Origin of the sequence: Micromonospora chersina (assembly GCF_900091475.1) — a bacterium.
GTDB lineage: Bacteria > Actinomycetota > Actinomycetes > Mycobacteriales > Micromonosporaceae > Micromonospora > Micromonospora chersina.
Window position 1 is genome coordinate 2,821,392 of record NZ_FMIB01000002.1, and the last position, 25,335, is coordinate 2,846,726.

Annotated in this window: 24 protein-coding genes; 7 read left to right on the plus strand and 17 right to left on the minus strand. The window is 73.6% G+C overall.

Annotated features, from left to right (window positions below; genetic code table 11):
* Positions 1 to 61: 61 nt before the first annotated feature.
* Together GA0070603_RS12770 and GA0070603_RS12775 are read right to left on the minus strand one after the other, a co-directional pair.
* Complete coding sequence (locus GA0070603_RS12770) at positions 62 to 901, minus strand: GNAT family N-acetyltransferase (protein ID WP_091312305.1); 840 nt, start codon at positions 899 to 901, stop codon at positions 62 to 64.
* A 78-nt stretch (positions 902 to 979) separates the two neighbouring features.
* Entirely contained in the window at positions 980 to 2,206 is a 1,227-nt protein-coding gene (locus GA0070603_RS12775) for an MFS transporter (RefSeq protein WP_091312308.1), read from the minus strand.
* Between the two features lie 121 nt (positions 2,207 to 2,327).
* On the opposite strand from GA0070603_RS12775, the gene GA0070603_RS12780 reads away from it, so the two are divergent.
* The gene (locus GA0070603_RS12780; protein ID WP_091312311.1) at positions 2,328 to 2,918 is read left to right on the plus strand and encodes a PadR family transcriptional regulator; all 591 of its coding nucleotides are present in this window, start codon (positions 2,328 to 2,330) and stop codon (positions 2,916 to 2,918) included.
* Between the two features lie 126 nt (positions 2,919 to 3,044).
* Here the strand turns inward: GA0070603_RS12780 and ispG are convergent, their stop codons facing one another.
* The 4 genes from ispG to GA0070603_RS12800 form a co-directional block, all read right to left on the minus strand.
* Entirely contained in the window at positions 3,045 to 4,217 is a 1,173-nt protein-coding gene (gene ispG, locus GA0070603_RS12785; RefSeq protein ID WP_091312314.1) for a flavodoxin-dependent (E)-4-hydroxy-3-methylbut-2-enyl-diphosphate synthase, read from the minus strand.
* A 9-nt stretch (positions 4,218 to 4,226) separates the two neighbouring features.
* Positions 4,227 to 5,474 carry a M50 family metallopeptidase gene (locus GA0070603_RS12790; protein WP_091312315.1) on the minus strand — a complete coding sequence of 416 codons (1,248 nt, stop codon included), beginning with the start codon at positions 5,472 to 5,474 and terminating at the stop codon, positions 4,227 to 4,229.
* Positions 5,474 to 6,685, minus strand: a complete 1,212-nt coding sequence (gene dxr / locus GA0070603_RS12795) for a 1-deoxy-D-xylulose-5-phosphate reductoisomerase (RefSeq protein WP_091312318.1) — start codon at positions 6,683 to 6,685, stop codon at positions 5,474 to 5,476. The genes GA0070603_RS12790 and dxr overlap by 1 nt, the downstream gene beginning before the upstream one ends.
* Before the next feature lie 150 nt (positions 6,686 to 6,835).
* The gene (locus tag GA0070603_RS12800; protein WP_091312323.1) at positions 6,836 to 7,378 is read right to left on the minus strand and encodes a GNAT family N-acetyltransferase; all 543 of its coding nucleotides are present in this window, start codon (positions 7,376 to 7,378) and stop codon (positions 6,836 to 6,838) included.
* A 50-nt stretch (positions 7,379 to 7,428) separates the two neighbouring features.
* Between GA0070603_RS12800 and GA0070603_RS12805 the strand changes: the two genes are divergently transcribed.
* Positions 7,429 to 8,271, plus strand: a complete 843-nt coding sequence (locus GA0070603_RS12805) for a YhjD/YihY/BrkB family envelope integrity protein (protein WP_091312325.1) — start codon at positions 7,429 to 7,431, stop codon at positions 8,269 to 8,271.
* A gap of 83 nt (positions 8,272 to 8,354) precedes the next feature.
* On the plus strand, positions 8,355 to 9,956 hold the full coding sequence (locus tag GA0070603_RS12810) for a phytoene desaturase family protein (protein WP_091312328.1): 1,602 nt from the start codon (positions 8,355 to 8,357) through the stop codon (positions 9,954 to 9,956).
* Here the strand turns inward: GA0070603_RS12810 and GA0070603_RS12815 are convergent.
* Both GA0070603_RS12815 and GA0070603_RS12820 read right to left on the minus strand, forming a co-directional pair.
* Positions 9,937 to 10,590, minus strand: a complete 654-nt coding sequence (locus GA0070603_RS12815; protein ID WP_091321894.1) for a TMEM175 family protein — start codon at positions 10,588 to 10,590, stop codon at positions 9,937 to 9,939. The two genes, GA0070603_RS12810 and GA0070603_RS12815, sit on opposite strands and share 20 nt — an antisense overlap.
* Positions 10,591 to 10,702: 112 nt before the next feature.
* A complete protein-coding gene (locus tag GA0070603_RS12820) occupies positions 10,703 to 12,283 on the minus strand; it encodes a Rieske 2Fe-2S domain-containing protein (RefSeq protein ID WP_091312331.1) in 1,581 nt (526 codons plus the stop codon).
* A 234-nt stretch (positions 12,284 to 12,517) separates the two neighbouring features.
* Between GA0070603_RS12820 and GA0070603_RS12825 the strand changes: the two genes are divergently transcribed.
* Positions 12,518 to 12,742, plus strand: a complete 225-nt coding sequence (locus GA0070603_RS12825; protein ID WP_091312335.1) for a DUF2631 domain-containing protein — start codon at positions 12,518 to 12,520, stop codon at positions 12,740 to 12,742.
* A gap of 96 nt (positions 12,743 to 12,838) precedes the next feature.
* Here GA0070603_RS12825 and GA0070603_RS12830 read toward each other — a convergent pair whose 3' ends face one another.
* The 8 genes from GA0070603_RS12830 to GA0070603_RS12865 form a co-directional block, all read right to left on the minus strand.
* Positions 12,839 to 13,924 carry a DivIVA domain-containing protein gene (locus GA0070603_RS12830; protein ID WP_091312338.1) on the minus strand — a complete coding sequence of 362 codons (1,086 nt, stop codon included), beginning with the start codon at positions 13,922 to 13,924 and terminating at the stop codon, positions 12,839 to 12,841.
* A 21-nt stretch (positions 13,925 to 13,945) separates the two neighbouring features.
* The gene (gene rlmN / locus GA0070603_RS12835) at positions 13,946 to 15,091 is read right to left on the minus strand and encodes a dual-specificity RNA methyltransferase RlmN (RefSeq protein WP_091312342.1); all 1,146 of its coding nucleotides are present in this window, start codon (positions 15,089 to 15,091) and stop codon (positions 13,946 to 13,948) included.
* Between the two features lie 104 nt (positions 15,092 to 15,195).
* Positions 15,196 to 16,662 (minus strand): phosphatidate cytidylyltransferase, encoded by a 1,467-nt coding sequence (locus GA0070603_RS12840; RefSeq protein WP_091312345.1) that lies wholly within the window; start codon positions 16,660 to 16,662, stop codon positions 15,196 to 15,198.
* 256 nt (positions 16,663 to 16,918) lie between these two features.
* A complete protein-coding gene (frr, locus tag GA0070603_RS12845; protein WP_091268662.1) occupies positions 16,919 to 17,476 on the minus strand; it encodes a ribosome recycling factor in 558 nt (185 codons plus the stop codon).
* 85 nt (positions 17,477 to 17,561) lie between these two features.
* Entirely contained in the window at positions 17,562 to 18,329 is a 768-nt protein-coding gene (gene pyrH / locus GA0070603_RS12850) for a UMP kinase (RefSeq protein ID WP_091268664.1), read from the minus strand.
* Between the two features lie 164 nt (positions 18,330 to 18,493).
* Positions 18,494 to 19,321, minus strand: coding sequence for a translation elongation factor Ts (gene tsf, locus GA0070603_RS12855; RefSeq protein WP_091312348.1), 828 nt, complete (start codon positions 19,319 to 19,321; stop codon positions 18,494 to 18,496).
* Positions 19,322 to 19,456: 135 nt separating this feature from the next.
* The gene (gene rpsB, locus GA0070603_RS12860) at positions 19,457 to 20,305 is read right to left on the minus strand and encodes a 30S ribosomal protein S2 (protein WP_091312351.1); all 849 of its coding nucleotides are present in this window, start codon (positions 20,303 to 20,305) and stop codon (positions 19,457 to 19,459) included.
* A gap of 310 nt (positions 20,306 to 20,615) precedes the next feature.
* Positions 20,616 to 21,608, minus strand: coding sequence for a hypothetical protein (locus GA0070603_RS12865; protein WP_091312354.1), 993 nt, complete (start codon positions 21,606 to 21,608; stop codon positions 20,616 to 20,618).
* Between the two features lie 221 nt (positions 21,609 to 21,829).
* On the opposite strand from GA0070603_RS12865, the gene GA0070603_RS12870 reads away from it, so the two are divergent.
* Genes GA0070603_RS12870 through GA0070603_RS12880 form a run of 3 tightly spaced genes read left to right on the plus strand, consistent with a single transcriptional unit; the run spans position 21,830 to position 24,947 of the window.
* Positions 21,830 to 22,189, plus strand: coding sequence for a YraN family protein (locus GA0070603_RS12870; RefSeq protein ID WP_091312357.1), 360 nt, complete (start codon positions 21,830 to 21,832; stop codon positions 22,187 to 22,189).
* A gap of 2 nt (positions 22,190 to 22,191) precedes the next feature.
* On the plus strand, positions 22,192 to 23,712 hold the full coding sequence (locus GA0070603_RS12875; protein WP_091312360.1) for a YifB family Mg chelatase-like AAA ATPase: 1,521 nt from the start codon (positions 22,192 to 22,194) through the stop codon (positions 23,710 to 23,712).
* Positions 23,709 to 24,947, plus strand: a complete 1,239-nt coding sequence (locus tag GA0070603_RS12880; protein WP_091312363.1) for a DNA-processing protein DprA — start codon at positions 23,709 to 23,711, stop codon at positions 24,945 to 24,947. Before GA0070603_RS12875 ends, GA0070603_RS12880 begins: the two co-directional genes overlap by 4 nt.
* A gap of 41 nt (positions 24,948 to 24,988) precedes the next feature.
* Here GA0070603_RS12880 and GA0070603_RS12885 read toward each other — a convergent pair whose 3' ends face one another.
* The gene (locus tag GA0070603_RS12885; protein WP_091312367.1) at positions 24,989 to 25,330 is read right to left on the minus strand and encodes a hypothetical protein; all 342 of its coding nucleotides are present in this window, start codon (positions 25,328 to 25,330) and stop codon (positions 24,989 to 24,991) included.
* Between the last annotated feature and the right edge of the window lie 5 nt (positions 25,331 to 25,335).

Here is a 25,335-nt window from a genome sequence, read left to right on the forward strand (position 1 = left end):
GTGTCCGGTTCGAGGCAAGGTGCGGCGACGTGATCCCGGCCATGCCGACCGGTTCGTCGGGTCAGAACAGCACGGTGGCGAGCGTGCCGACCGGGCGGAACCCGCAGCGCTCGTAGACCCGGCGGGCGGGCCTGTTGAAGTCGTTGACGTAGAGGCTGACCGAGGGCGCCACGCGTTCCAGGGCGTCCCGCACCACGGCCGCCATGGCCGCGGTCGCGATGCCCCGGCCCCGCCACTCCGGCGCGACCCAGACGCCCTGCACCTGGGCGGTGCGGCGGGTCACCACGGCCAGCTCGGCCTTGAAGATCACCTTGCCGTCCACGAACCGGGCGTAGGCACGGCCCGCGCGGACCAGGTCGCCCACCCGCCGCCGGTAGCCGCGCCCGCCGTCCTCGGCCAGCGGCGACACCCCGACCTCCTCGGTGTACATGGCCACCGCCGCCGGGAAGAGCCGGTCGACCTCACCGCTGCGCACCCGGCGCACCTCGGGGTCGGGCGCCACGGCGGGCAGCGCGTCCGTGGCCAGCAGCGGCTGGTTCGGGCGTACGTCCCGGGCCGGCCCCCAGTAGGCGGAGAGGCGGTCCCAGAGCCCGAGGACTGCGTCGGCGCGGCCCACGATCGACGAGCAGAGCCGCTCCTCGGCGCTCAACTGCTCGGCGAAGGCGGCCACCGCCGACTCCGAGGCGAGCACCGGGGTCAGGTTGCCGCCGAGCCAGCAGATCGACTCCAGGTTGCGGCGCGGACCGTAGCCGAGGATCCGCCCCTCGGCCCGCCACCAGGCCAGCCCGCGCGCCGCCACCCGCTCGGCGACCTGCGCGCCGGCGTAGGGGTCGAGGTCGAGCAGCCGTTCGACCGCGCGGCGCTCCGACTCCCCGAGTTGGCGTACCGGAAGCGTGAGCACGGATACCAGCCTGCCAGATGCACCCGGCCCCGCGCGGGCCGACCTGAGGACGCCGGACGATCGGTGGTGAGTGGCGGCTCAGCCCACCGGGACCGGCGCCGGCTCCGGCAGGGCGGGCCGGGTCCGGGCGGCCCAGCGCACCACCGGCGGCACCAGCGCCCCGAGCACCAGGAACAGCCCACCGAGCAGCAGCCAGCCCGGCACGCCCCAGCCGACCGCCAGGGTGGTCACCACCACCGGGGCGACCATCGAGCCGAGCTGCATGCCCATCCCGTACGCGCCCTGGTACTGGCCCTGCGCGTGGGCGGGGGCGAGCCCGAACGAGATGCCCCAGCCGGCCGCCGCGTGCCACAACTCCCCCACCACGTGCACCAGCGCACCGGCGAGCAGCAGCGGCACCGCCACCGCCACGGGCACGCCACCGCCGGCCGCGAAGAGCGCGCAGGCGACGGCGATCACCGCGCCGGCCCGGCGGGCCGCCCGGCCGGCGCCGGTGAGGTCCTCGGTGCCCCGCGAGGCGCGGACCTGGAAGAGCACCACCACCACGGTGTTGACGAGCAGGCAGGCCGAGATCAGCCAGCGCGGGGCGGTGGTGTGCCCGGCGATCCACAGCGGCAGGGCGATGTTGATGAGGCTGAAGTGCATCGACATCAGCCCGTCGAGCACGGTGAAGGCCAGGAACGGGCGGTCCCGCAGGGCGATGAGCCGCGGCCCGTGGGTGGGCGCCGGCACCGGCGGCACGGGCGGCAGCCGGAGCAGCACCGCCGCGGCCAGCAGGTAGGTGGCGCAGTCGAGCAGGATCAGCGACACGTACGCGGTCCGGGTGTCGGCGGCCAGACCGAATCCGGCCAGCACGGTGCCGACCGAGATGCCGACGTTGGTGACCGCGCGCAGGTAGGCACGGGTGCGTACCCGCTGGTCCGGCGGCACCGCGCCGGCGATGAGCGCGCCCCGGGCGCCCCGGGTCGCCGAGTCGGCGACCGCCATGAGCACCCCGACCACCAGGAACCCGGCGAAGGAGCGGACCGCCACGAGCGCGGCGGTGAACCCGGCGGAGGCGAGCAGGGCGGCGAGCTGGAGGCCACGCGGCCCGAGCCGGTCGGCCAGGTAGCCCATGGGCGTGCTGGTCACCAGGCTCACGAGCGCCGTGATGGTGAGCGCGAGGCCGACCTGGGTGACGGTGAGCCCGACCGAGCGGGTGAGGAAGAGCGCGCTGGCGGTGAGCCAGGTGCCCCGACCGACGGTGTTGATGAGGGTGGAGAGGGCGAGGGTCCGCGAGGGGCCCGGTTCGGGAAGCAGGCGCACCCCGACACCCTAGCAAAACGTACGTACGGTTTGTGGATCGTTTCCACATGTTGACTTGTCGACGATGCATTGCCGATATATCGTTGATGCATCAGCGATAACCCGAGAGAAGGAGTCACCCATGGGTTTCCACCGACGGATGCACGCCGCCCACGACGAGATGCGGATGCGGGGCTTCGGCTTCCCGCCCGTACCCCCGGGCCCGCCGCCCTTCCCGCCCGGACCGTTCGGTCACGGCCACGGCCGCGGCGGACGGGGGCGTGGGCGCGGCCGCCGGCCCAACGTGCGCGGCGCCGTGCTGGCCCTGCTCACCGAGCGGCCGATGCACGGCTACGAGATGATCCAGGAGATCGACTCCCGGACCGGCGGGGCCTGGCGGCCCAGCCCCGGGTCGATCTACCCGACCCTGCAACTGCTGGAGGACGAGGGCGTCATCGCCGCCGCCGCGGACTCCGACGGCGGGCGCAAGCGGTTCGCCCTCACCGAGCAGGGGCAGGCCGAGGCCGCCGAGGCGGCACAGACCCCGCCCTGGGGCGAGTTCGCCGAGCAGACCGTGAACAGCTGGCACGACATCCGCGACGCGGGCGCGCAGGCCATGAACGCGCTGCGGCAGGTGATGATGACCGGCACCGACGACCAGCGGGCGCGCGCCGCCCAGGTGCTCGACGAGACCCGGCGCAAGCTGTACGCGATCCTCGCCGAGTCCGAGTGAGTCGCCGCGTCGCGTGCGCCGGCCGGGGTGGTCACGGGACCGCCACCCCGGCCGGCGGCGCGGACCTGAGACGACACGTGCGGCCGCCCCCGGTGGGGACGGCCGCACGTCGTCGGAGCGGGTGCGTCAGTGCACGGTCACCGTGGCGCCCGGCACCAGGTCGCGCAGCTCCTCGGGGATCTCGGCGCCCATCTCGTCGGCGATCCGCAGCGCCTCCTCGATGAGCGTCTCCACGATCTGGCCCTCGGGCACGGTCTTGACGACCTGACCCTTGACGAAGATCTGGCCCTTGCCGTTGCCGGAGGCCACCCCGAGGTCGGCCTCGCGGGCCTCGCCGGGGCCGTTCACCACGCAGCCCATGACTGCCACCCGCAGCGGCACCGGCAGCCCCTCCAGGCCGGCGGTGACCTCCTCGGCCAGCTTGTAGACGTCGACCTGGGCGCGGCCGCACGACGGGCAGGAGACGATCTCCAGGCCCCGCTCGCGCAGGCCCAGCGACTCCAGGATCGCGGTGCCCACCTTGATCTCCTCGACCGGCGGGGCGGACAGCGAGACCCGGATGGTGTCGCCGATCCCCTCGGCCAGCAGCGCGCCGAACGCCACCGCGGACTTGATCGTGCCCTGGAACGCCGGGCCGGCCTCGGTCACGCCCAGGTGCAGCGGGTAGTCGCACTTCTCGGCGAGCTGCCGGTAGGCGCGGATCATCACCACCGGGTCGTTGTGCTTCACCGAGATCTTGATGTCCCGGAAGCCGTGCTCCTCGAACAGCGAGCACTCCCAGAGCGCCGACTCGACAAGCGCCTCGGCGGTGGCCTTGCCGTACTTGGCCAGCAGGCGCTTGTCGAGCGAACCGGCGTTCACGCCGATCCGGATCGGCACGCCCGCGTCGCCGGCCGCCTTGGCGATCTCCTTCACCTTGTCGTCGAACTGCCGGATGTTGCCCGGGTTCACCCGGACCGCGGCGCAGCCCGCGTCGATCGCGGCGAAGACGTACTTCGGCTGGAAGTGGATGTCGGCGATCACCGGGATCTGCGACTTCTTCGCGATCGCGGGCAGCGCCTCGACGTCGTCCTGGGACGGCACGGCCACCCGGACGATCTGGCAGCCGGACGCGGTCAGCTCGGCGATCTGCTGGAGGGTGGCGTTCACGTCGGCGGTCAGGGTGGTGGTCATGGACTGCACCGACACCGGCGCGCCCCCACCGACCGGCACCGAACCGACCATGATCTGACGGCTGGCCCGGCGCGGGGCGAGCGGCGGCGGCGGTACGGGGGGCATACCGAGACTGACAGCTGTCACTTCAGGCACTCACCTTGAGAAGAGCGTGATCGGGTTGACGACGTCCGCGGTGACGGTCAGCAGCGTGAACGCGCCACCGATGAGGATCACCGCGTACGTGAGGGGCATGAGCTTGAGGTAGTCGACGCGGCCGGGGTCGGCCCGGCCGATGCGGGCGTAGAGCCAGGAGCGGGCCCGCTCGAACCAGGCGATGGCGATGTGGCCGCCGTCCAGCGGGAGCAGCGGCAGCAGGTTGAACACGCCGATGAAGAAGTTCAGCGAGACGAAGAGCATGAAGAACACCAGCCACGCGTTGTTCTCCACGGCCTCGCCGCCGAGCCGGCTCGCGCCGACCACGCTGATCGGGGTGTCCACGTCCCGCTCGCCGCCGGTGACGGCGGTCCACAGGGCGGGGACCTTCTGCGGGATCCGCTGCATGGCGTGCACGGTCTGCACCGCCATGTTGCCGGTGAAGTCGGCGGTGGCGCCGAACGCGGCGACCGGACCGTACTGGACCCGGGTGGGGGTGGACGGCTGGAGCGCGACGCCGAGGGCGGAGACCGCCGACGTGGCGCCCTTGGGGTCGCCCAGCGGCGGGCGCTGCACGGCGGCCAGGTCGACGGTGGCGGTGCCCGGCTTGTCGTCGCGCACGTACGCGACGGTGGCCGTGCCGGGCGGGGTGGCGCGGACCACGTCGAGCATGTCGCCCCAGGTGGAGACCGGCCGGCCGTTCACGGCGGTGATCCGGTCGCCGTCCTGGAGCTGGGCCTTCGCGGCCGGGCTGGCCGGGTCACCGGCCTGGCAGCCCCGGGCGGCGTTCTCCACGACCACGCACGGGGCCAGGGCGATCACGGCCGGCTCGGCCTTGAAGCCGTCCTCCGTGTTCGGGAACTTCGGGTTGGGCAGGCCGGCGGAGACCGCGAGGATCCAGAGGGTGATCAGGGCCAGGGCGAAGTGGGTGATCGAGCCCGCGGACATCACGATCGTCCGCTTCCAGACCGGGTAGCGCCACATGACGCGCTTCTCATCGCCCGGCTCGACGTCGTCGTCCTGCGGGGTCATCCCGACGATCTTGCAGAAGCCGCCGAGCGGGATGCCCTTGACGCCGTACTCCGTCTCGCCCCGCTTGAACGACCAGAGCGTCGGACCGAAGCCGACGAAGTAGCGGGTGACCTTCATCCCGAAAGCCTTGGCGGTGAGCATGTGCCCCGCCTCGTGCAGGCTCACCGAGATGAGGATCGCCAGGGCAAACAGCGCCACCCCGAGCAGGTAACTCATCAGGCTCCTTCCACCGACCCGACGATGATCTCCTGGGCGTGCGCCCGTGCCCACGATTCGGCGGCGAGCACGTCCTCGACGGTACCTGGTTCGTCGAAGTCGGGAGCGTCCTCCAGCACGCGCTGGAGGGTGTCGACGATGCCGAGGAACGGCAGCCGGCCGGCCACGAAGGCCGCCACGCACTCCTCGTTCGCCGCGTTGTAGATCGCCGGCCGGCAGCGCCCGGCCTCGCCGGCCGCCTTCGCCAGCGCGACCGCCGGGAAGGCCGCGTCGTCGAGCGGGAAGAACTCCCAGGTGTGTGCCGTGGTCCAGTCGACCGCGGCGGCGGCACCGGGCACCCGGTCCGGCCAGCCGAGGCCGAGGGCGATGGGCAGCCGCATGTCCGGCGGGCTGGCCTGCGCGAGGGTCGAGCCGTCGGTGAACTCCACCATCGAGTGGATCACCGACTGCGGGTGGACCATGACCTCGATGTCGGCGTAGGGCACGTCGAACAGCTCGTGCGCCTCGATCACCTCCAGCGCCTTGTTGACCATGGTGGCGGAGTTGATCGTCACCACCGGCCCCATGTTCCACGTCGGGTGCGCGAGGGCCTGCTCCGGCGTGACCTCGGTCAACTCGTCGCGCCGCCGGCCCCGGAACGGCCCGCCGCTGGCGGTCACCACGAGCCGGCGTACCTCACCCCGGGTGCCCCCGCGCAGGCACTGCGCCAGCGCCGAGTGCTCGCTGTCGACGGGAACGATCTGCCCCGGCCGCGTCACCGCGGCCTTCACCAGCGGGCCGCCGGCGACGAGGGACTCCTTGTTGGCCAGGGCGAGGGTACGCCCGGCGCGCAGCGCCGCGAGGGTCGGCGCGAGCCCGAGCGAGCCCACCACCCCGTTGAGCACCACGTCGCACGGCCACCCGGCCAGCTCGGTCATCGCGTCCGGCCCGGCCACGATCTTGGGAAGCTTGAAGTCGCCGGTGGCCCAGCCGCGCCGGCTCGCCTCGGCGTAGAACGCGAGCTGAAGATCCTGGGCGGCGGACGCCCGGGCCACCCCGACCGCCTCCACGCCCAGCTCCAGGGACTGCGCGGCGAGCAGCTCCACGTTGCCGCCGCCGGCCCCGAGGGCCACCACCCGAAACCGGTCCGGGTTGCGCCGGACGATGTCGATGGCCTGGGTGCCGATCGAGCCGGTCGAGCCGAGCAGGACGAGGGAGCGGGGAGACGTCACCCGCCCATTCTTCCCCAGCCCTCCTGAACGCCCGCTGGGAGCCTCACTCCCCCGCGTCGAGCGCGTTCGGGACAGCGGATCTTGGACACTTTCCGTTCGCTGCGAACGGCAACTGTCCAAGATTCAGAGAGCGAAGGAGCAGGGCGACGGCTACGCCGGGCGGGTCAGGACGAAGGTTTCGAGTTCGGTGCCGCCGTACCAGTCGGTGCGGGTGCCGACGTGCGTCATGCCGAGGCGGCGGGCCACCGCCATCGAGGGCTCGTTGCCGGCCATCACCACCGCGTGGACCTGCCGGGTGCCGGTGGCGAACTCGCGCTCCAGCACGGCCCGGGCGGCCTCGGTGGCGTAGCCGTGCCCCTGGGCGTCGGGGTGCAGGTGCCAGCCGACCTCGATGTCGTCGGTGGGCGTGACCCCGTCCCGGCCGGGCAGCGGCTTGAGCAGCACGCTGCCGACCGCCCGGCCGGCCTCGCGCGGCTCGATCGCCCACAGGCCCCAGCGGCCGGCGTACGGCGCGTAGCGCTCGCGCCACGAGCGCACCCGCTCGCGTGCCTCGGCCGGATCGGTCATCCGCCCCGCGCCGCCGCCCAGCCAGCGCATCACCTCGTCGCGGGAGTAGATGTCGTAGATCCGGGCCAGATCGTCCGGCGACTCCGTCCAGTCCCGGACCACCAGCCGCTCGGTCGAGGCGATCACACGTCGGATCGTAATGCGTGCCGAAGCACCGTACGGGGAACCGCAGGGCGATGGGTGAGCGGTGGCAGACGGCGAAACGGATCACCAGTGCGGCGTTCCGGCCGGTACGCGGGCGGGACCTCTCGCTGCACGCCGCCGCGATCACCTTCTACGGTGCGATCGCCGTGGTGCCGGTGGCGCTGCTGGCCATCTGGCTCACCGGCCTGGTGGCCGGGGACGACCGGGTGCGCCGGCTCACCGCGTACGCGATCAACACGCTCCCCACCGACATCGGCGCCAACCGGGCGGTGGCCGCGCTCGTGGAGGCCGGGTTGGGCCTGACCCCGCTGCTGGCGCTGGCCTCGCTGCTGCCGGCGTCGCTCTACGGCGAGGGGCTGCGCCGGGCGTTCGTCTCGGTCGCCGTCCCGCGCGGCCAGGCCGAGACGCTTGTCGGGTGGCGGGGCCGGCTGCTGCTGCTCCCGCTGCTCGCCCCGGCCCCGGCGCTGCTGCTGTCGGTCCTGCTGGCGCTGCCGCTCACCACCCACCTGGTCCGGCAGGGCGGCTGGCTCGGCGCGCTCGGTGTGGTGCTGTCCTTCCTGGCCACCTGGCTGGTGCTCACCCCGGTGCTGATGTGGGTGTTCCGGGTGGTCGGGCCGGCCGCCCCGGACTGGCTCGCCACACTCCTCCTGGGCTCGTTCACCGCGGCGAACCTCTCCGGGTTCCTGCACGGCTTCGTGCTGTTCTGCTCGCTGCCGCTGGACCTGGGGGCGCCGTTCGGCGGGTTCGACGAGATCGGCGGCGGGGTCGCGGTGCTGCTGTGGCTCTACCTGTTCCACGTGATCGTGCTGGCCGGCTACTCGGCCACCCTGGTGTTCTTCCGCTGGCGGGCCGGCCGCGCCGCCGCCGGCTCCTGAGCACGGAGATCCCGCTCGGAGGTACGGCCCGGCTCCGCCGACCCCTCCCCGGACGGGCGCCCGCGCCACTAGGCTGCCCGGGCATGAGCGAAGCGAGTGAGCTGCCGTCCCGCGCCGACGTCGTCGTGGTCGGCTCCGGGCACAACGGTCTGGTCTCGGCGATCCTGCTGGCCCGCGCCGGCCTCGACGTGCTGGTGCTGGAGGCGGCCGAGGTGATCGGCGGGGCGACCCGCACGGAGAACCCGTTCCCGAAGGTGCCCGGGCTGCGGCACTCCACCGGGTCGTACCTGCTCGGGTTGATGCCGCCGGAACTGCTCACCGCCCTCGACGTGACGATCCCGGTGCTGCGCCGCGACCCGCACTACTTCCTGCCCACCCCGGGCGGGCTCGGCTCGCCGTACCTGCTCTTCGGCAGCGACGCCGCGGCGAGTCGGCGGCAGCTCGCGGAGATGTTCTCCCCCGCTGATGCGGCCGCCGACGACGCGCTCCAGGCCGAGCTGGCCCAGCTCCGGGAGGACCTGGCCCCGGCCTGGCTCACCGAGCCGCTGCCGGTCGAGGAGACCGCCGAACGGTACGTCCGGCCCGGGCTCCGGCAGGTCTTCGTCGACCTGGTGCGGGGCTCGGTCGCCGACTACCTGGCCCGCTTCGACTTCCGCTCCGAGCTGCTGGTCAGCATGTACGCGGTCACCGACGGCCTCTCCGGGCTGAACGCCGGCCCGGACGACCCCGGAACGGGGCACAACTTCCTGGTTCACAACATGTGCCGGCTGCCCGGTTCGGGGGGCACCTGGATGATCGCCCAGGGCGGGATGGGGACGGTCTCCCGTACCTTCGCCGACGCCGCGCGGGCGGCCGGCGCCCGCATCGTGACCGGCGCACCGGTCACCGCGGTCACCCTCGACGGCGGCGCGGCCGCCGGGGTCGTGCTGGCCGACGGGCGGGAGGTGACCGCCTCCGTGGTGCTCGGGGCCTGTGACCCGTACCGGCTGATGGACCTGTTGCCCGGCGGCGCGCTCCCGGCGGAGCTGGGCGCGCGGATGGCGGCGGTCCGCCGGCCCGGCACCACGCTCAAGCTCAACCTGGCGCTCACCGGCCTGCCCCGCTTCTCCTGCCTGCCGGAGGGCACGGCGAGCCCGTTCGGCTCCACCATCCACCTGCTCCCCGGCTCGGCCTCGCTGGTGGGCGCCGGCGGCGAGCCGCCGATGGCCGCGCTGCGCGCCATGTGGGCGGACGTGCAGGCCGGGCGGCTGCCCGAGGAGCCCACGATCGAGTGGTACCTGCACACCACCGTCGACCCGTCGCTCTCCGACGGCGCCGGGCACCACTCGTCGGCGCTGTTCGTCCAGTCGGTCCCCTACGAGCTGGCCGGCACCACCTGGAACGCGGCGCTGCCCGGCTACGTCGACCGCCTCATCGACATCTGCGAGCGGTACGCCCCGGGCACCCGCGACCTGATCGCCGACGCGGTGCCGCTGCCCCCGCCGGGCATCGAGGCGCACTTCGGCATCACCGGCGGGCACATCCACCACGTCGACAACACCGTCTCGTTCACCGACCGGATGCCCTACGCCACCGGGGTCGACGGCGTCTACGCGGGCAGCGCCGGCTGTCACCCGGCCGGCAGCGTGATCGGCGCGGCCGGGCACAACGCCGCCCGGCGGATCCTCAGCGACCTCGGTCGCTGACCTCGCCGCCGGCCCCGGCGGAGCGGGGCAGGTCGCCGGGGCGGCGGACGAGGGAAAGGCCGACGAGCAGCAGCAGGTAGAGGAGCAGGCTGAGGATCGGGTCGACGAAGACGAAGGCGAAGGCCACCGTGTAGAGCAGCGGGCGCACCACCAGCCGGCGCGAGACCGCCCGGGCCAGTTGCGGGTCCAGGTCGGGGTGGAGCAGCCGGCGCCGGCGGGCCCACCACCAGCTCAGGTTGAAGAAGAGCGACTCGCCCAGCACGGTGCCGAGGTACAGGACGGCGGTCAGCCGCTGCTCGGTCTCGCTGCCGCGCAGGTTGTCCGCCAGCAGGTCGGCGGTGAACGGGATCGCCGCCACGAAGAGCAGCACGAGCAGGTTGAACATGAGCAGCGCCTGGTCGACGCGGACCACGTACCGCCACATGTTGTGGTGGCCGAGCCAGATCTGGCCGGCGATCCCGAAGGTGATCACGTACGCCAGGTAGGTCGGCCAGGCCTGGACGAGGGCGTCGGGGAGCTGCCGCCCGGGATCCCGGGCCGGCCCGTTCTGGAGCAGTTCGACGGCCATCACCGTCAGCACGACCGCGAAGACGCCGTCGCTGAACGTCTCCACCCGGGAGGCGTCCCGGGTCATCTCCCGGTCGCCCCGGAACCGGTAGCCGCCCCTGCCCGCGCCGTCCGCCACGCCGCCCCGCCCCCTTCCCGACCTGATGGTCACCCGGCGGGGGCGGCGGGCGGAGGGAAACTCAGCTGATCGCCTCGCCGGCGGGGGCGGGGGTCTCCGCGTCGGCGCGGTGCGCGCGGATCTTGTGTCCGACGCTGGTGAGGCAGCGGCCGCTGGACAGGTCGAACTTCCACCCGTGCAGCTGGCAGGTGAGCTGGTCGCCGTCCACGATTCCGAAGCGGCTCAGGTCGGCCTTCAGGTGCGGGCAGCGGCGCTGCACCACCCAGCCGTCGAGGGTGATGTCCTCGGCGTCGACGGCCCGCTCGTGCTCGTCGTACCAGCCCTCGGCGTACTGGAGCCGCTCCTCGGAGAGGCACTTGAAGAACGCGTAGACGAACTCGTTGTACTGGCCGATCCGGGCCGCCGAGAACCGGCAGGACAGGAAGAGCGAGTTGACCCAGTCCACCTCGCCGATGTGCAGCAGGTGCTCGATGAGCGCCCGCTCGGTGCGGAACCGGTAGCGGACCTTCTCGTCCGCGTACGGCCGGACCTCCTTGCCCGGGAAGTCCACCACGATGGATTCGACGCTCTCGCCGTCGTAGCCGACCAGGTCGAAGCGGACCGGCCCGCCCACGCCCTTGGCCAGGTAGATCGACTCGTCCAGCAGCGGCTCGATCCGGCGCTTCATCTCGCCGAGCACGTCGACCTCGGGGTGCCGCCAGGACGCCTTCTCCGCCTCGATGACCGGGCGCTTGCGCTCCCGCATCTCCTCCAGGTGGGCCCGCTTGTTCGCGAAGAACTCCTCGACCGGCACCGGGTGGGTGGTGGTCGCGCCCTCGGTGGTGACCTCGGCGACGCTGCCCGGCAGCAGCACGATGCCGTTGGTGCCGCCGACCTTGGCGTACTCCGACAGGAACACCGACTGGTCGGGGAAAATGTTCCCCTCGTCGCCGAAGACGTCGTTGAACTGGTACAGCTCGTCGTCGAGGAAGCAGGGCGGGCCGGCGATCGGGAAGACGTGGTCGGCCTTCAGGTCGTCGATGTAGCGCCAGGTGCGGTCGAACTGCCGCTCCCGCTTCTGCTTGCCGAACGCGGTCTTCGCCGCCTGCGGCAGCTCGTAGACCATCGGGTACCAGATCGCGCCGGAGAACTGGAGCAGGTGGGCGTGCACGTGGCCCAGTTCCGCGAAGACCGTGAGGTCGGTCGGGCGGGCGTCGTTCTGGTTGAGCAGCCGGACCCCGTCGTACTCGACCCACAGCGACGAGTCGCCGATCGGGCCGTCGGTCGGGCTGGTCAGCGCCTGGATCATGATCTTCAGGCCGCCGGGCAGCTCCACGACCTGCTCGTTCGGGGCCTTGAGGAACTTGGTGAAGCCCAGCTCCCGCAGCTCGTCCTCCATCTCCGAGGTGGGGAACTCGGGCAGCAGGACGGTGGCGTCCTTGGAGATGTGGTCCCGCAGGTGCTTGGCGTCGAAGTGGTCCCGGTGCAGGTGCGACACGTACAGGTAGTCGCACTGGCCGAGGGTCGCCCAGTCGAGCTGGGAGTTGTCCGGGAAGGGGAACCAGGAGGCGAAGTAGGCGGGATTGACCCACGGGTCGCACAGGATGCTGCCCGCGGGCGTGTCGATCCGCATGCTGGCATGGCCCGTACCGGTCACTCGCACCGCAGTCCCCCTCAAAAAGACAATCAGGCGTACGTCAAGACGCTACCGGAGGCAGTGTGGTCACCGTCCCGCGACGCCGGTAGTGGCCTTCCGCCCCGGCGGGACGGGTCCAACGGCCCGGGTCGCCGGGTGGGCCCGGGGATCCGGGCCGCCGATCAGGGCGGACCCCGCACCGGGGCCGCCACGGGGCGTGCCAGACTAACCGGAGATCCGATCGCGAGGGAAGGACCGACAGTGGCAGGAAGCGAGCCGGTAACCGCGCCAGATCAGCACAAGCCCGGACACCGCAGGTCCGGACGGATCGGGGCGGTGCTGTCGGCGGCGGTGTTGGTGCTCATGGCGCTCTGCGGCAACCACGAGGGCAACGTGGAGAACATCTGGCTGTTCGGGCTCGCGGCGCTGCTGCTGGCCGTCGTCATCGGCGACGCCGTGCTGCGCCGCAACGGCCTGCGGTCCTGACCGGCCCGCACTCGCCCGGTACGCACGAACGCACGAGGGCCCGCCCCCGGTCGGGGGCGGGCCCTTCGTCGTTGCTGGCGGGCGTCGCCGGCGGGGTCAGCGGCCGAGCAGGATGTCCTGCACGTCCTTGAGCGCGGCGTCGACCTCGGCCTCGAAGTAGCCGCCCTGCACCAGCCCGAAGCGCAGGGTGTCCAGGTCCTTCGGGTTCACCGGCATCGGGTTGCGGCCCTGCATCCCGCCGAGCAGGGTCTCGAAGAACCTGTCGACCTGGTCGGGGTCGTACCCGCTGCCGAACCGGCGCACCTGGAAGCTGCGGCGGATCTGGTCCACGCGGTAGAGGTCGCTGCCGGGCGGGCCGGCCATGGGCGGGCCCACCATCGGCGGACCGGCCATCCCGGGGCCACCGCCGTAGCCCTGGTCGGGGGCGCCGTAGCCCTGGTCCGGACCGCCGTAGCCCTGGTCCGGGCCGTAGCCCTGCTGCGGCAGCGGCGGCGGGCCGGCCGGGCCACGGCCGCGCGGGTCACGCAGGTCCCGCTCGGGCATCCGGATCTCGGCGGTCATGTCGGTGCGGCCGTGCCGGCCGGCCTCGAAGCCGTCGAAGCCCCCGTCCTGGCCGTAACCGCCCGGGCCGGGGGGCAGGCCGCGGGAGGGCGGGCCGCCGTGCCCCATCGGGGCGCCCGGACCCATCGGGCCGGGGCCACCCGGGCCGCGGGGCGCGTCGTAGCCGCCGCGCGGGCCGTCGTACCCGCCGGCGAAGGCGCCGGTCGGCTCGTCGTAGCGGTTGCCGTAGCGGTCGGCGGGCGGGCCGGCCTGCGCGGGCATCGGCCGCGGCGGCATCGGGGGCTGCGGCACCGGCGAGAGACCCCGGTCGTCACGCATCGGCGGGCCGAGCCGGTCGGCCATCCGGGGGTCGCCACCCCGCCCGCCGGGGGCGCCGGAGCGCTCCTCCAGCTCGGCGAGCTGCCGCTCCACCCGGTCGAGGTGCAGGTCCACCTGCCACTCGTCGTAGCCGTTGAAGCGGACCCGGAAGACGACGTCGTGGACCTCCTGGGAGGCCACGGGCGCGCCCACCGGCTGGCCGGCGAGTGTCGCCTCGACCCGGTCCAGGAAGGCGTCCACCTCGTCGACCTTGTATCCCCGGCGGAGCGCCTTACGCCGGAAACGCTGACCCTGACTCGCCACTATGTCTCCTGGTCTCTACCGCTACGCCGTTGCGGCGCGTGGGTCGCTGTCCCTGTCCTCGGCGGCGGCGAGCTGCCCACACGCCCCGTCGATCTCGCGACCCCGGGTGTCCCGCACCGTGGTGGACACCCCGGCGTCGCGCAACCGCCGGACGAACTCCCGCTCGACCGGCTTCGGGCTGGCGTCCCAGCGGCTGCCCGGAGTCGGGTTGAGCGGGATCAGGTTCACGTGGGCCAGCTTGCCGGCCAGCAGCCGCCCGAGCAGATCGGCTCTCCACGGCTGGTCGTTCACGTCCTTGATCATCGCGTACTCGATGGACACGCGACGCCCCGTCGTGTCCGCGTAGTCCCACGCCGCGTCCAGCACCTCGGACACCTTCCAGCGCTGGTTGACCGGCACGAGTTCGTCGCGCAGCTCATCATCGGGGGCGTGCAGCGACAACGCAAGGGTCACTGAGAGGTCTTCGCTGGCCAGTCGGCGGATGGCCGGGACCAGGCCGACCGTGGAAACGGTGATGTGCCGCTGGGACAGGCCGAGCCCCTCCGGAGCCGGTGCGACGAGCCGGCGGATCGCCGCCACCACCCGCGAGTAGTTGGCAAGCGGCTCGCCCATGCCCATGAACACCACGTGCGACAGGCGCGGCGGGGAACCGGCCACCGCCCCCGAGGCGGCCACCCCGGCCAGGTAGACGGCCTGGTCGACGATCTCGGCGGTGGACAGGTTGCGGGTCAGCCCGGCCTGGCCGGTCGCGCAGAACGGGCAGGCCATGCCGCAGCCCGCCTGGCTGGAGATGCAGACCGTCACCCGGTCCGGGTAGCCCATCAGCACGCTCTCGACCAGCGAGCCGTCGTGCAGCCGCCAGAGCGCCTTGCGGGTGGCGCCGTCGTCGCAGGCCAGCTCGCGGACCGGGTTGAGCAGGGTGGGCAGCAGCGTGCCCGCCAGCCGCTCGCGCGTCGCCGCCGGCAGGTCGGTCATCTGCGCGGGGTCGCGGACCAGCCGGCCGAAGTAGTGGTTCGAGACCTGCTTGGCGCGGAACGCGGGCTCACCTAGCTCGGTGACGAGCGCCTGCCGGCCCGGCAGGTCCAGGTCGGCGAGGTGACGGGGTGGCATCGCGGGCCGGCGGCCGCGGGCGTCGGGGTCTACGGAGATCAGCGGGAGGCTCGTCATGGCGCGTCCAGTCTGACACGCCGAACGGGGGACGCACCTGTCCGCGGGTGCCGAATCGGCACCGGCCGGGCGGCCGGTGCGACGCCAGCCGCGTGATTCACGCCTCAGCCCGCCATCGGCACGAAGACGGCCAGCAGCAGGTACGCGGTCGGCACCGCGAAGAGGATCGAGTCGAGCCGGTCCATCAGCCCGCCGTGCCCGGGGAGCAGGTTGCTCATGTCCTTGACCCCGAGATCGCGCTTGATCATGGACTCGGCGAGGTCGCCGAGCACCGCCGCGACGGAGATCGCCACCCCGAACACCGCGCCCCACCAGGGCGCCACGTCGAGCAGCAGCCAGAGCAGCAGGGCGCTGCCCGCGGCGGCCGCCGTCACCGAGCCGGCGAAGCCCTCCCAGGACTTCTTCGGGCTGATCGTGGGCGCCATCGGGTGCTTGCCGAAGGACACACCGGCCGCGTAGCCGCCGGTGTCGGAGAGCACCACGGCGACCAGGGTGACAAGCACCCGCAGGTGGCCGTCGTCGGGGGCGGCCGCCAGCATCGCCGCGAAACCGCCGAGGAAGGGCACGTAGACCGCGATCAGGGTGGCCGCGGTGAGGTCGCGCTGGTAGTTGCCGGGGCCGTCGCCCAGCCGCCAGATCATCGTGCCCAGCACGGTGACCAGCAGGCCGAGGCAGAGCGCGTCCGGTCCGGCGAACCAGGCCAGCCCGATGGTGATGACGCCACCGGCGACGAGCGGCACCAGCGGCGGGTGGGCGCCGCTGCGGCGTACCGCGCGGGCCATCTCCCAGGAGCCGATCGCCACCGCGGCGGCGATCACGGCGAGGAACGCCGGCAGGTAGAAGAAGAGCGGCACCACGATCGCCGCGCCGAGGGCAAGCCCGACGCCGATCGCGGCCGGCAGGTTGCGGCCCGCCCGGGAGGTCTTCGGCTGGACGGTCGGGGGACGGTCCGCGCTGGCCCGTCGCCGGCCCCGCGACCGGCGGGCCGCCGGCTGCTCCGGGTCCGGTCCGGGCTCGTCGCGCACCGGCGGGAGCTGAGTGGTCGGTTCGTCCCGTACCGGGGCGATCTGAGCGGTCGGGTACTCGTCGTCCCGCGGGGTCGCCTCGTACCGTTCCCGCGGGTCGGCGTCCCGGCCCCGGTCCCGCGGGGCGTGGTCCCACTGGTCGCGGTCCCGCGGGGCGTGGTCCCACGAGTCCCGGTCCCGCGGGTCGTGGTCCCAGCGGTCCCGGTCCGCGGTCCGGAAACCGGCCGGACCGGCGTCCCGGTGGCGTCGTCCGGCGTCCGCGTGACCCGCGTGACCCGGGCCGCGGGGGGCCGGCTCGTCGCGCCAGCCCCGCTCGGGAACCGGCGGTCCGTCATACGGCCGGCGACCGCGCGGCGCGTCGTAGGCGTCCACGGGCCGGGCGTGCGGGTCGGCGGCGGGGCGGCCGGGCGGACGCGCGTACGCCTCCGGCCCGGCGTCCGGTCGGCGCCAGGGCCCGGGCTCCAGGTCGGTCTCCGGCCAGGGCAGCGGGGCCGGGCGGTCCCAGCCGCGCGGCTCGGCGTTGCCGTAGGGGTCGGGGTGGGACATCACGCACCGGCAGGCGGTACGGGAGCCACCACATGACGCAAGACCAAGACCATCCCCTACAGCCGCGAGCAGTTCCGGTTGACCGGCCCGACGGCCGGCCGATCCCCGCCGTTCACCCGGTGGTGGGGCGGGAATCGTGCCGAGCCTACTGCACCCGGGAAGCCCGCACGGCGGACGCCGCCCGGCACGACGACGGCACCGGGCCGCCACCCGTGTCGGGCGGCGGGGCACCGGTGCCGTGGCGGTACGCGGGCGCTCAGACCTCGAGCAGCTCGTTCTCCTTGTGCTTGACCAGCTCGTCGACGGTGGCCACGAAGCGCTGGGTCAGGTCGTCCAGCTCCTTCTCCGCGCGCCGGCCCTCGTCCTCGCCGACCTCGCCGTCCTTGACGAGGCGGTCCAGTTCTTCCTTGCCCTTGCGGCGGATGTTGCGGACGGCGACCTTCGCCTCCTCGCCCTTGTGCCGGGCGACCTTGATCATCTCTCGGCGCCGCTCCTCGGTCATCTGCGGGAGCACGATGCGCAGCTGGTTGCCCTCGTTGTTCGGGTTGACCCCGAGGTCCGAGTCGCGGATCGCCTTCTCCATGGCGTTGATCTGCGAGTTGTCGTACGGCTTGATGATCACCATGCGCGGCTCCGGCACGGCGATGGACGCCATCTGCGGCAGCGGGGTCGGGCTGCCGTAGTAGTCGATGACGATCCGGGAGAACATCGCGGCGTTGGCGCGACCGGTGCGGATCCCGCCGAACTCCTCTTTGGCGTGCTCGATGGCACGCTCCATCTTCTCCTCTGCCTCGAGGAGGGTGTCGTCGATCACCGGTCTCCTCGCCTCCTTCTGTGCTCGTGGTGGGCTGTGCGGTGCTGCGGTTGTCGGAGGACCGCTGCCGGCTCGGCGGAACCGGTCAGGCGGTGATCAGCGTGCCGATCTTCTCACCGCCGACGGCACGGACGATCGTGTCGTCGCCCTGGGCGCCGAAGACCAGCATCGGCAGGCCGTTCTCCATGCAGAGGCTGAACGCCGCGGCGTCGGCCACCCGCAGGTTGCGGCGCAGCACCTCGGAGAAGGTGATCGAGTCGAGCTTGCTCGCCGTCGGGTCGATCCGGGGGTCGGCCGTGTAGACGGCGTCCACGCCGTTCTTGCTCATCAGCACCACGTCGGCGCGGATCTCCAGCGCCCGCTGGGCGGCCACGGTGTCCGTGGAGAAGTACGGCATCCCGGCGCCCGCGCCGAAGATGACCACGCGGCCCTTCTCCAGGTGCCGGATCGCCCGCAGCGGGATGTACGGCTCGGCGACCTGGGCCATGGTGATCGCGCTCTGCACCCGGGTCTCGATGCCCTCCTTCTCCAGGAAGTCCTGGAGGGCCAGGCAGTTCATCACGGTGCCCAGCATGCCCATGTAGTCCGCGCGGGCCCGGTCCATGCCGCGCTTCTGCAGCTCGGCGCCGCGGAAGAAGTTGCCGCCGCCGACCACCACGGAGACCTGCACGCCGCGGCGTACCACGGTGGCGATCTGCCGGGCGATGGCCTGCACGACGTCCGGGTCGACGCCGATCGCGCCGCCGCCGAAGACCTCACCGGAGAGCTTCAGCACCACCCGGCGGGCCCGACCGGGCGGCGGAGCGGTGGGATCATCCGCCGCCAGGCTCCGGTCACTCACAACCTGCGTCATCCGACCCGCCCCTTCCATCGCGCACCCCGTGGGCGCCGCGTACCGCGTACCTGCCGCTGCCGACCCTATGTGACGAGGAGGCCGCGGTGCCTGTCACGTACACCGGCGGCCTCCTCGTCGAAGATTTCCCTGCGCCCGGCCGCGTCATGCGTCCGGGCCGCGGCTCAGGCCTGGCCGACCTCGAACCGCACGAAGCGGGTCACCTCGATGCCGGCGTCGGCCAGCAGCTGCTTCACCGTCTTCTTGTTGTCGGCGACCGACGCCTGCTCCAGCAGGACGAAGTCCTTGAAGAAGGCGTTGACCCGGCCCTCGACGATCTTCGGCAGCGCCGCCTCGGGCTTGTTCTCCTCGCGGGCGGTCTGCTCGGCGATGCGCCGCTCCGACTCGACGGTCTCGGCCGGAACCTCGTCGCGGGTCAGGTACTTCGGGCGCATGGCGGCGATCTGCATGGCCACGCCGCGGGCGTCCGCGTCGCCGGCCTCGTCGGCCTTGCCCGAGTACTGCACCAGCACGCCGACCGCCGGGGGCAGGTCCTGGCTCTTGCGGTGCAGGTAGACCGCGGTGGTGCCGTCGAGCTTGGCGAAGCGGTTGAGCACCAGCTTCTCGCCGATCTTGGCGGACTGCTCCTGGATCAGGTCGGCCACGCTCTTGCCGTCGATGGTGCTGGCGAGCAGCTCCTCGGCGTTGTTCGCGCCGCTGGCCACACCGTGCTCGACCAGCTGCTGGGCCAGCGCGATGAAGGCGTCGTTCTTGGCGACGAAGTCGGTCTCGCAGTTGAGCTCGAGCAGCGCCTGGCCGGCGTGGGCGATGAGGCCGTTGGCCGCCGTGCGACCGGCCCGCTTGCCGACGTCCTTGGCGCCCTTGACGCGCAGGATCTCGATGGCCTTGTCGAAGTCGCCCTCGGCCTCCGTCAGCGCCTTCTTGGAGTCCATCATGCCGGCGCCGGTGAGGTCGCGGAGCTTCTTGACGTCCGCGGCGGTGAAGTTGGACATGACTCTCTCTTCGGTGTTTGAGACTGCGTTGGGATGGTCTGGCTGCCGGTTACCCGGATCCGGGCCGGTTGTGCCCGGCGTACCCGTCGCGCCCCACCGGCCGCGAAAACGGACGGTGGGGACGCGACGGCGCGATCACTCCGCGGCGGCGGTCGCCGGCTGCTCGGCGGTGGTCGCCGGCTGCTCGTCGGCCTTCTTCGGCTCCTCGAGCAGCTCGCGCTCCCACTCGGCCAGCGGCTCGTCGGCGCCGACCTGGCCCGGCTCCGGCTTCTCGTCGCCGCCACGGCCACGGCCGGAGCGGGCGATCAGACCGTCGGCGACGGCGGCGGCGATGACCTTGGTCAGCAGCTCGGCCGAGCGGATGGCGTCGTCGTTGCCCGGGATCGGGAAGTCGACCTCGTCCGGGTCGCAGTTGGTGTCGAGCACGGCGATCACCGGGATGCCCAGCTTGCGGGCCTCGTCGACGGCGATGTGCTCCTTCTTGGTGTCGACGATCCAGACCGCGGCCGGGAGCTTCTGCATGTCCCGCAGACCACCGAGGGTCTTGGTGAGCTTGATCTTCTCGCGGGAGAGCTGCAGGGTCTCCTTCTTGGTGTAACCGGCGGCGGTGCCGCTCAGGTCACCCAGGGCCTCGAGCTCCTTCATCCGCTGGAGCCGCTTGTAGACCGTCTGGAAGTTGGTCAGCATGCCGCCGAGCCAGCGGTGGTTGACGTACGGCTGGCCGACCCGGGTCGCCTGCTCGGCGATGGCCTCCTGGGCCTGCTTCTTGGTGCCCACGAAGAGGATGCTGCCGCCCCCGGCCACCGTGGTGCGCACGAAGTCGTACGCCTTCTCGATGTAGTCGAGGGTCTGGCGCAGGTCGATGATGTAGATACCGTTGCGCTCGGTGAAGATGAAGCGCTTCATCTTCGGGTTCCAGCGCCGGGTCTGGTGCCCGAAGTGGACACCGCTTTCCAGCAGCTGACGCATGGTCACGACGGCCATGGTGGGTACTCCCTGTTCATCCCTGGTTGTCCCGTCCGGCCGGCGGCCGGACGCCTGGCGCCCGGTCGTCGGCCATGGTGGGCCCGATCAAGATCGGGACCAGGGAGGCCGCCGCCCCACGAGAGGTCCGTGGAGAGGGCGCGCGAGGTCGACCGCGCGAGGCGGTCGCCAGTCGACCAGTGTACGCCCCTTCTCCGCCCTCCGGTCCCGGGGCTCGGGAACCCCCATTCCGCCCCTTTCGGGACGCCCGACGCCGCCACGCCGGGACCGGACAACCGGTGCCGACGGGGCGGCTCGTTCAGTCGACGGGTCAGCGGGCGGCGAGGGCGGCGGCGAGGAAGAGAACCAGTCCGACCGTCAGGTAGGCGGTCGGCGGGCGGAGCCACCCGCGGCTGCCGTCGGCGAGGGCCAGCCCTCCGGTCCGCAGTCCGTACAGGCCGGTGCCGAAGATCGGCAGCCCGAGCACCAGGAACGTGCCCACCACGACGTGCGAGGTGGAGACCGGGTCGCCGACCAGGCCCCGCAGCAGCACCCGCAGCGCGGGAATCTCCAGGACGAGCACCATGACCGCCAGCAGGACGGCGAGCGCGGGACGGCGGGTCCGGTAGACGCCGTCGCCGGGCGGCGGGCCGTCGAGCCGGGGCGCGACCGACGGCATCGGGCCGGTCGGCATCTCCAGCGGGTGCGGGGTCGGGCCGGCCGCCGGCTCCGGCCCGGTGACACCCGGCCGCTCCCCGACGACCAGCGGGGTCGCCGCGCCGGGACCCGGGCGGTCCCCCACGGTGATCGGCGTCGCCCCGGCGTGGGCCGGCTCGGCCGGCCGGCCCGGCTCGACGATCGGGTAGCCGCCCACCGGGCCGGGACGCAGCGGGTCGACGGCGTGGCCTGCGCCGAACGGTTCGCCGGCGCCGTGCGTTGCCGTGCCCAGCGGGCCGGCGCTGCCGTGCGTCACGGTGTCGAGCGGGCCGGCGGTGCTGTGTGCCGGCGGGCCGAGTGGGTCGGCGGCCTCGCGGGCCGCCCGCCGGCCGCCACGCTCCCCCGGCAGTTCGCCGGAGGTCTCCGACGGATCGTCCAGCCGGTGCGGGCGCCAGCTGCCCGAGTCGTCGCCCAGCGGGTCGGCGGTCCCGAAGCGGCTCGGTTCGCCGAACCGGTTCTCCCCCGTGCGCTGCTCCGGGGCGCGGAAGTCGTCGTCGCGGTAGCGCGGTTCGCCGGCGGCGCGCCAGTCCTGCTCGTATCCGCGGTCGCCCCAGTGCGACCCCTGCTCATCCTCGGGAAAGCTCCGTCGTCCGTCCACGACCGGCACGGTATGCGACCGGCACCAGGTGCGCCATCCGGGCCGCCCACCCTGTCGTCGCTGGTCACGGCGATGTCGACGGGTAACCAGGAACACACGATGAGTGATCGGGCGGCCAGGGCCTAGCACAGGCAGGGCATGATCGTCCGCCCGTCCACAGGGCACCCCGTCGTCCACAGGGCGCCCGCCCGGCGCCCCCGCCGCCGCCCGGACGCCGCACGCTCACCGGCATGACGAAGCGGAACCAGGCCGTCGGGGCGTACGGCGAGCGGTGCGCGGTCCGGCACCTGATCGAGGCGGGGCTGCGCCCGATCGTCCGGAACTGGCGGTGCCCCGAGGGGGAGATCGACATCATCGCCTGGGACGGGCCGGTGCTCGCCATCTGCGAGGTGAAGACCCGGCGTACGGAGGAGTACGGCAGTCCCGCCGAGGCGGTGGTCCGGGCCAAGGCGCGCCGGCTGCGTGGGCTGGCCGCCCGGTGGCTCGCGGAGACGGGCACGACCGCCGAGGAGATCCGCTTCGACGTTCTCTCGGTCCGACTCCCGGTCACCGGGCCGGCCCGGGTCGAGCACCTGAGGGGCGCGTTCTGATCATGAGCTACGCCAAGGTGCTCTGCGTGGGCCTGGTCGGGATGGCCGGGCACGTGGTGGAGGTCGAGGCCGACCTGGCCCCCGGGCTGCCCGGCGTGGTGATCTCCGGCCTGCCCGACACCGCGCTGCACGAGGCCCGCGACCGGGTCCGCGCCGCCATCGTCAACTCGGGCCAGCGCTGGCCGAACCGCCGGATCACCCTCAACCTGCTCCCGGCCACCCTGCCGAAGTACGGCTCCGCCTTCGACCTGGCCATCGCCGTGGCGGTGCTCGGCGGCTCGGGCGAGCTGCCGCTGGTGCCGCTGGAGGCCACGGTGGTCCTCGGCGAGTTGGGCCTCGACGGCACGGTCCGCCCGGTGCGCGGCGTGCTGCCGATGGTCGCGGCCGCGGCCCGGGCCGGTTTCCCCCAGGTGGTGGTGCCCGCCGGCAACGCCGCCGAGGCGGCGGTGATCCCCGGCGTCCAGGTCCGCGCCGCCGACACCCTGCACCGGCTCGTCGCCTTCGTCCGAGACGGCACGCCGCTGCTCGCTCCGCCGGACGACGCGCCCACCGCCGAGGCCGGCGGACCGGATCTCGCCGACGTGGCCGGGCAGCGGCTCGGCCGCCGGGCGCTGGAGGTGGCGGCGGCCGGTGGGCACCACCTGGCGCTGCTCGGCCCGCCGGGCGCCGGCAAGACCATGCTCGCCGAGCGGCTGCCGTCGGTCCTGCCGGAGCTCGACGACGACGCCGCCCTGGAGGTCACCGCCCTGCACTCGATCGCCGGTCTGCTCCCGCCCGGCGGCCGGCTGCTCCGCCGACCCCCGTTCCAGGCGCCCCACCACACGGCCACGGTGCCGGCGCTGGTGGGCGGCGGGTCCGGGCTGGCCCGGCCTGGGGCGGTGTCGCTGGCCCACCGGGGCGTGCTCTTCCTCGACGAGGCGGCCGAGTTCAGCAAGGGAGCGCTGGAGGCGCTGCGCCAACCCCTGGAGAACGGCCGGGTCCGGGTCGCCCGGACGCAGGGCTCCACCGAATACCCGGCCCGCACGCAACTGGTGCTGGCCGCGAACCCGTGTCCCTGCGCGAAGCCGTCCGGCGACGCCGCCTGCGAGTGCACCCCGCTGGCCCGGCGGCGCTACCTGGGCCGGCTCTCCGGGCCGCTGCTCGACCGGGTCGACGTGCAGGTGCGGCTCCCCCCGGTACGCGCCGCGGAGCTGTTGCAGACCGGCACGCCGAGCGAGTCGTCCGCGACGGTGGCGGCCCGCGTCGCCGAGGCGCGCCGGGCCGCGGCCGACCGCTGGGCCGCGACCGGTCGCCGGCTGAACGCCGAGATCCCGGGCCCGTACCTGCGCCGGCCGCCGTGGTGCCTGCCCGGGCGGGACACCCGGGAACTGCGGAAGCGGCTCGACAGCGGTTCGCTGTCGGCGCGCGGCTTCGACCGGGTCATCCGGCTCGCCTGGACCATCGCCGACCTGGACGGGCGGGCCCGCCCCGACGGCGGGGACATCGCGGAGGCCATCCAGCTGAGGACAGGAGAGGGCGCATGACGGGCAGGGCGGAACGCCTGATGGCGCGGGTGGCGCTGACCTGGCTCGCGGAGCCGGGCACCTGGTCGGTCCACCGGCTCGTCGACCAGCTCGGCCCGGTCGCCGCGCTCGACCTGCTCCTGGCCGGCGAAGCGCCCGACCGGGCACTGCGGGCGGCCGTCGCGGCCCGCTCCGCCGAAGGTGAGGCGCGGGCGGTCGCCGAGCAGGCGCTGGCCCGGACCGAACGGCTCGGCGCCCGGGTGGTGACCCCCGACGACGAGGATTGGCCGGCCCGGGTGGCGGACCTGCGCGCGCTGCGGCTGTCGGGAGCCGGCCGCCGCGTCGACCTGGAGACCGCGCCACCGCTCTGCTTCTGGGTACGCGGGGCGTGGCCGCTGGGCGAGGCCCTGGCGCGGTCGGTCGCCGTGGTCGGCGCGCGGGCCGCCACCCCGTACGGCACCCACGTCGCCACCGAGCTGGGCTACGGGCTGGCCGAGCGGGACTGGACGGTGGTCTCGGGCGGGGCGTTCGGGATCGACTCCGCCGCGCACCGGGGCGCGCTGACCGCCGGCGGGCTCACGGTCGCCGTGCTGGCCTGCGGGCTGGACCGCCCGTACCCGATGGGCAACGCCGCGCTGTTCGACCGGATCGCCGAGACGGGCCTGCTGGTGAGCGAGTGGATGCCCGGCGCGGAGCCGCTGCGGCCCCGGTTCCTCATCCGCAACCGGGTGATCGCGGCGGCGACCGTGGGCACCGTGCTGGTGGAGGCGGCGGCCCGCAGCGGCGCGACCCAGACCCTCAACCGGGCGATCGGCGTGGGCCGCCCGGCGATGGTGGTGCCGGGGCCGGTCACCTCCGCCATGTCCGTGGGCGCGCACGAGGCGCTCCGCGAGCACCACAGGGCGCGGCTGGTGACCGGCACGGCCCACGTGCTGGAGGAGGTCGGGCGGATCGGCTACGACCTGGCGCCGCCCGCCCGCGCGCCGGAGCGCCCCCGGGACCGGCTCGACGACGAGGCGGCCCAGGTGCTGGAGGCGCTGCCCCGGCGGAAGGCGATCGGCCTGGAGCGCGTCGCGGCGCGCGCCGGGGTGGACCTCCGCACGGCGATGCGCAAGCTCTCCATGTTGGAGGAACTCGCCATGGTGGTACGCCGCTACGACGGCTACGCTCTCGCACCGCCGGCCGAGCGCAGCACCGCTGCTGGCCGGGCACCCACCACCGCCGGGCCGGGCCCGTCGCCCGCTCCGCCGAGCTGAGCCGGCCCGGCCGAGCGGACCTGCCGGCCTGGGCTGTGCGCTCAGTCGCCCTCGAACCGGATCTCGGCGTCCCGGCTGGTCAGGCAGCGCCGGGCCAGGATGGCCAGTCGTCGGATCTGGTCGACCTCCGCGGGCTCCCGCGCCACCTCGGCAAGGCACGGCAGCTCGGCCAGCAGTTGCGGGACCGCCTCGGCGTCCACCACCAGCTCACCGAGCGGGTCCACCCGGTCCAGCAGTGGCGTACGACCGCCGCCCCGCACCCGCTTCAGCAGGTCCAGCAGGACGTCGTGCGGGTCCGCCACCACCTCGGTCGAGACGTACGACGGCCGGCGCCGCGCGGGCCCGGCCCGCACCTGCCGGTAGAGGACGGCATCCACCCCCACGCTCG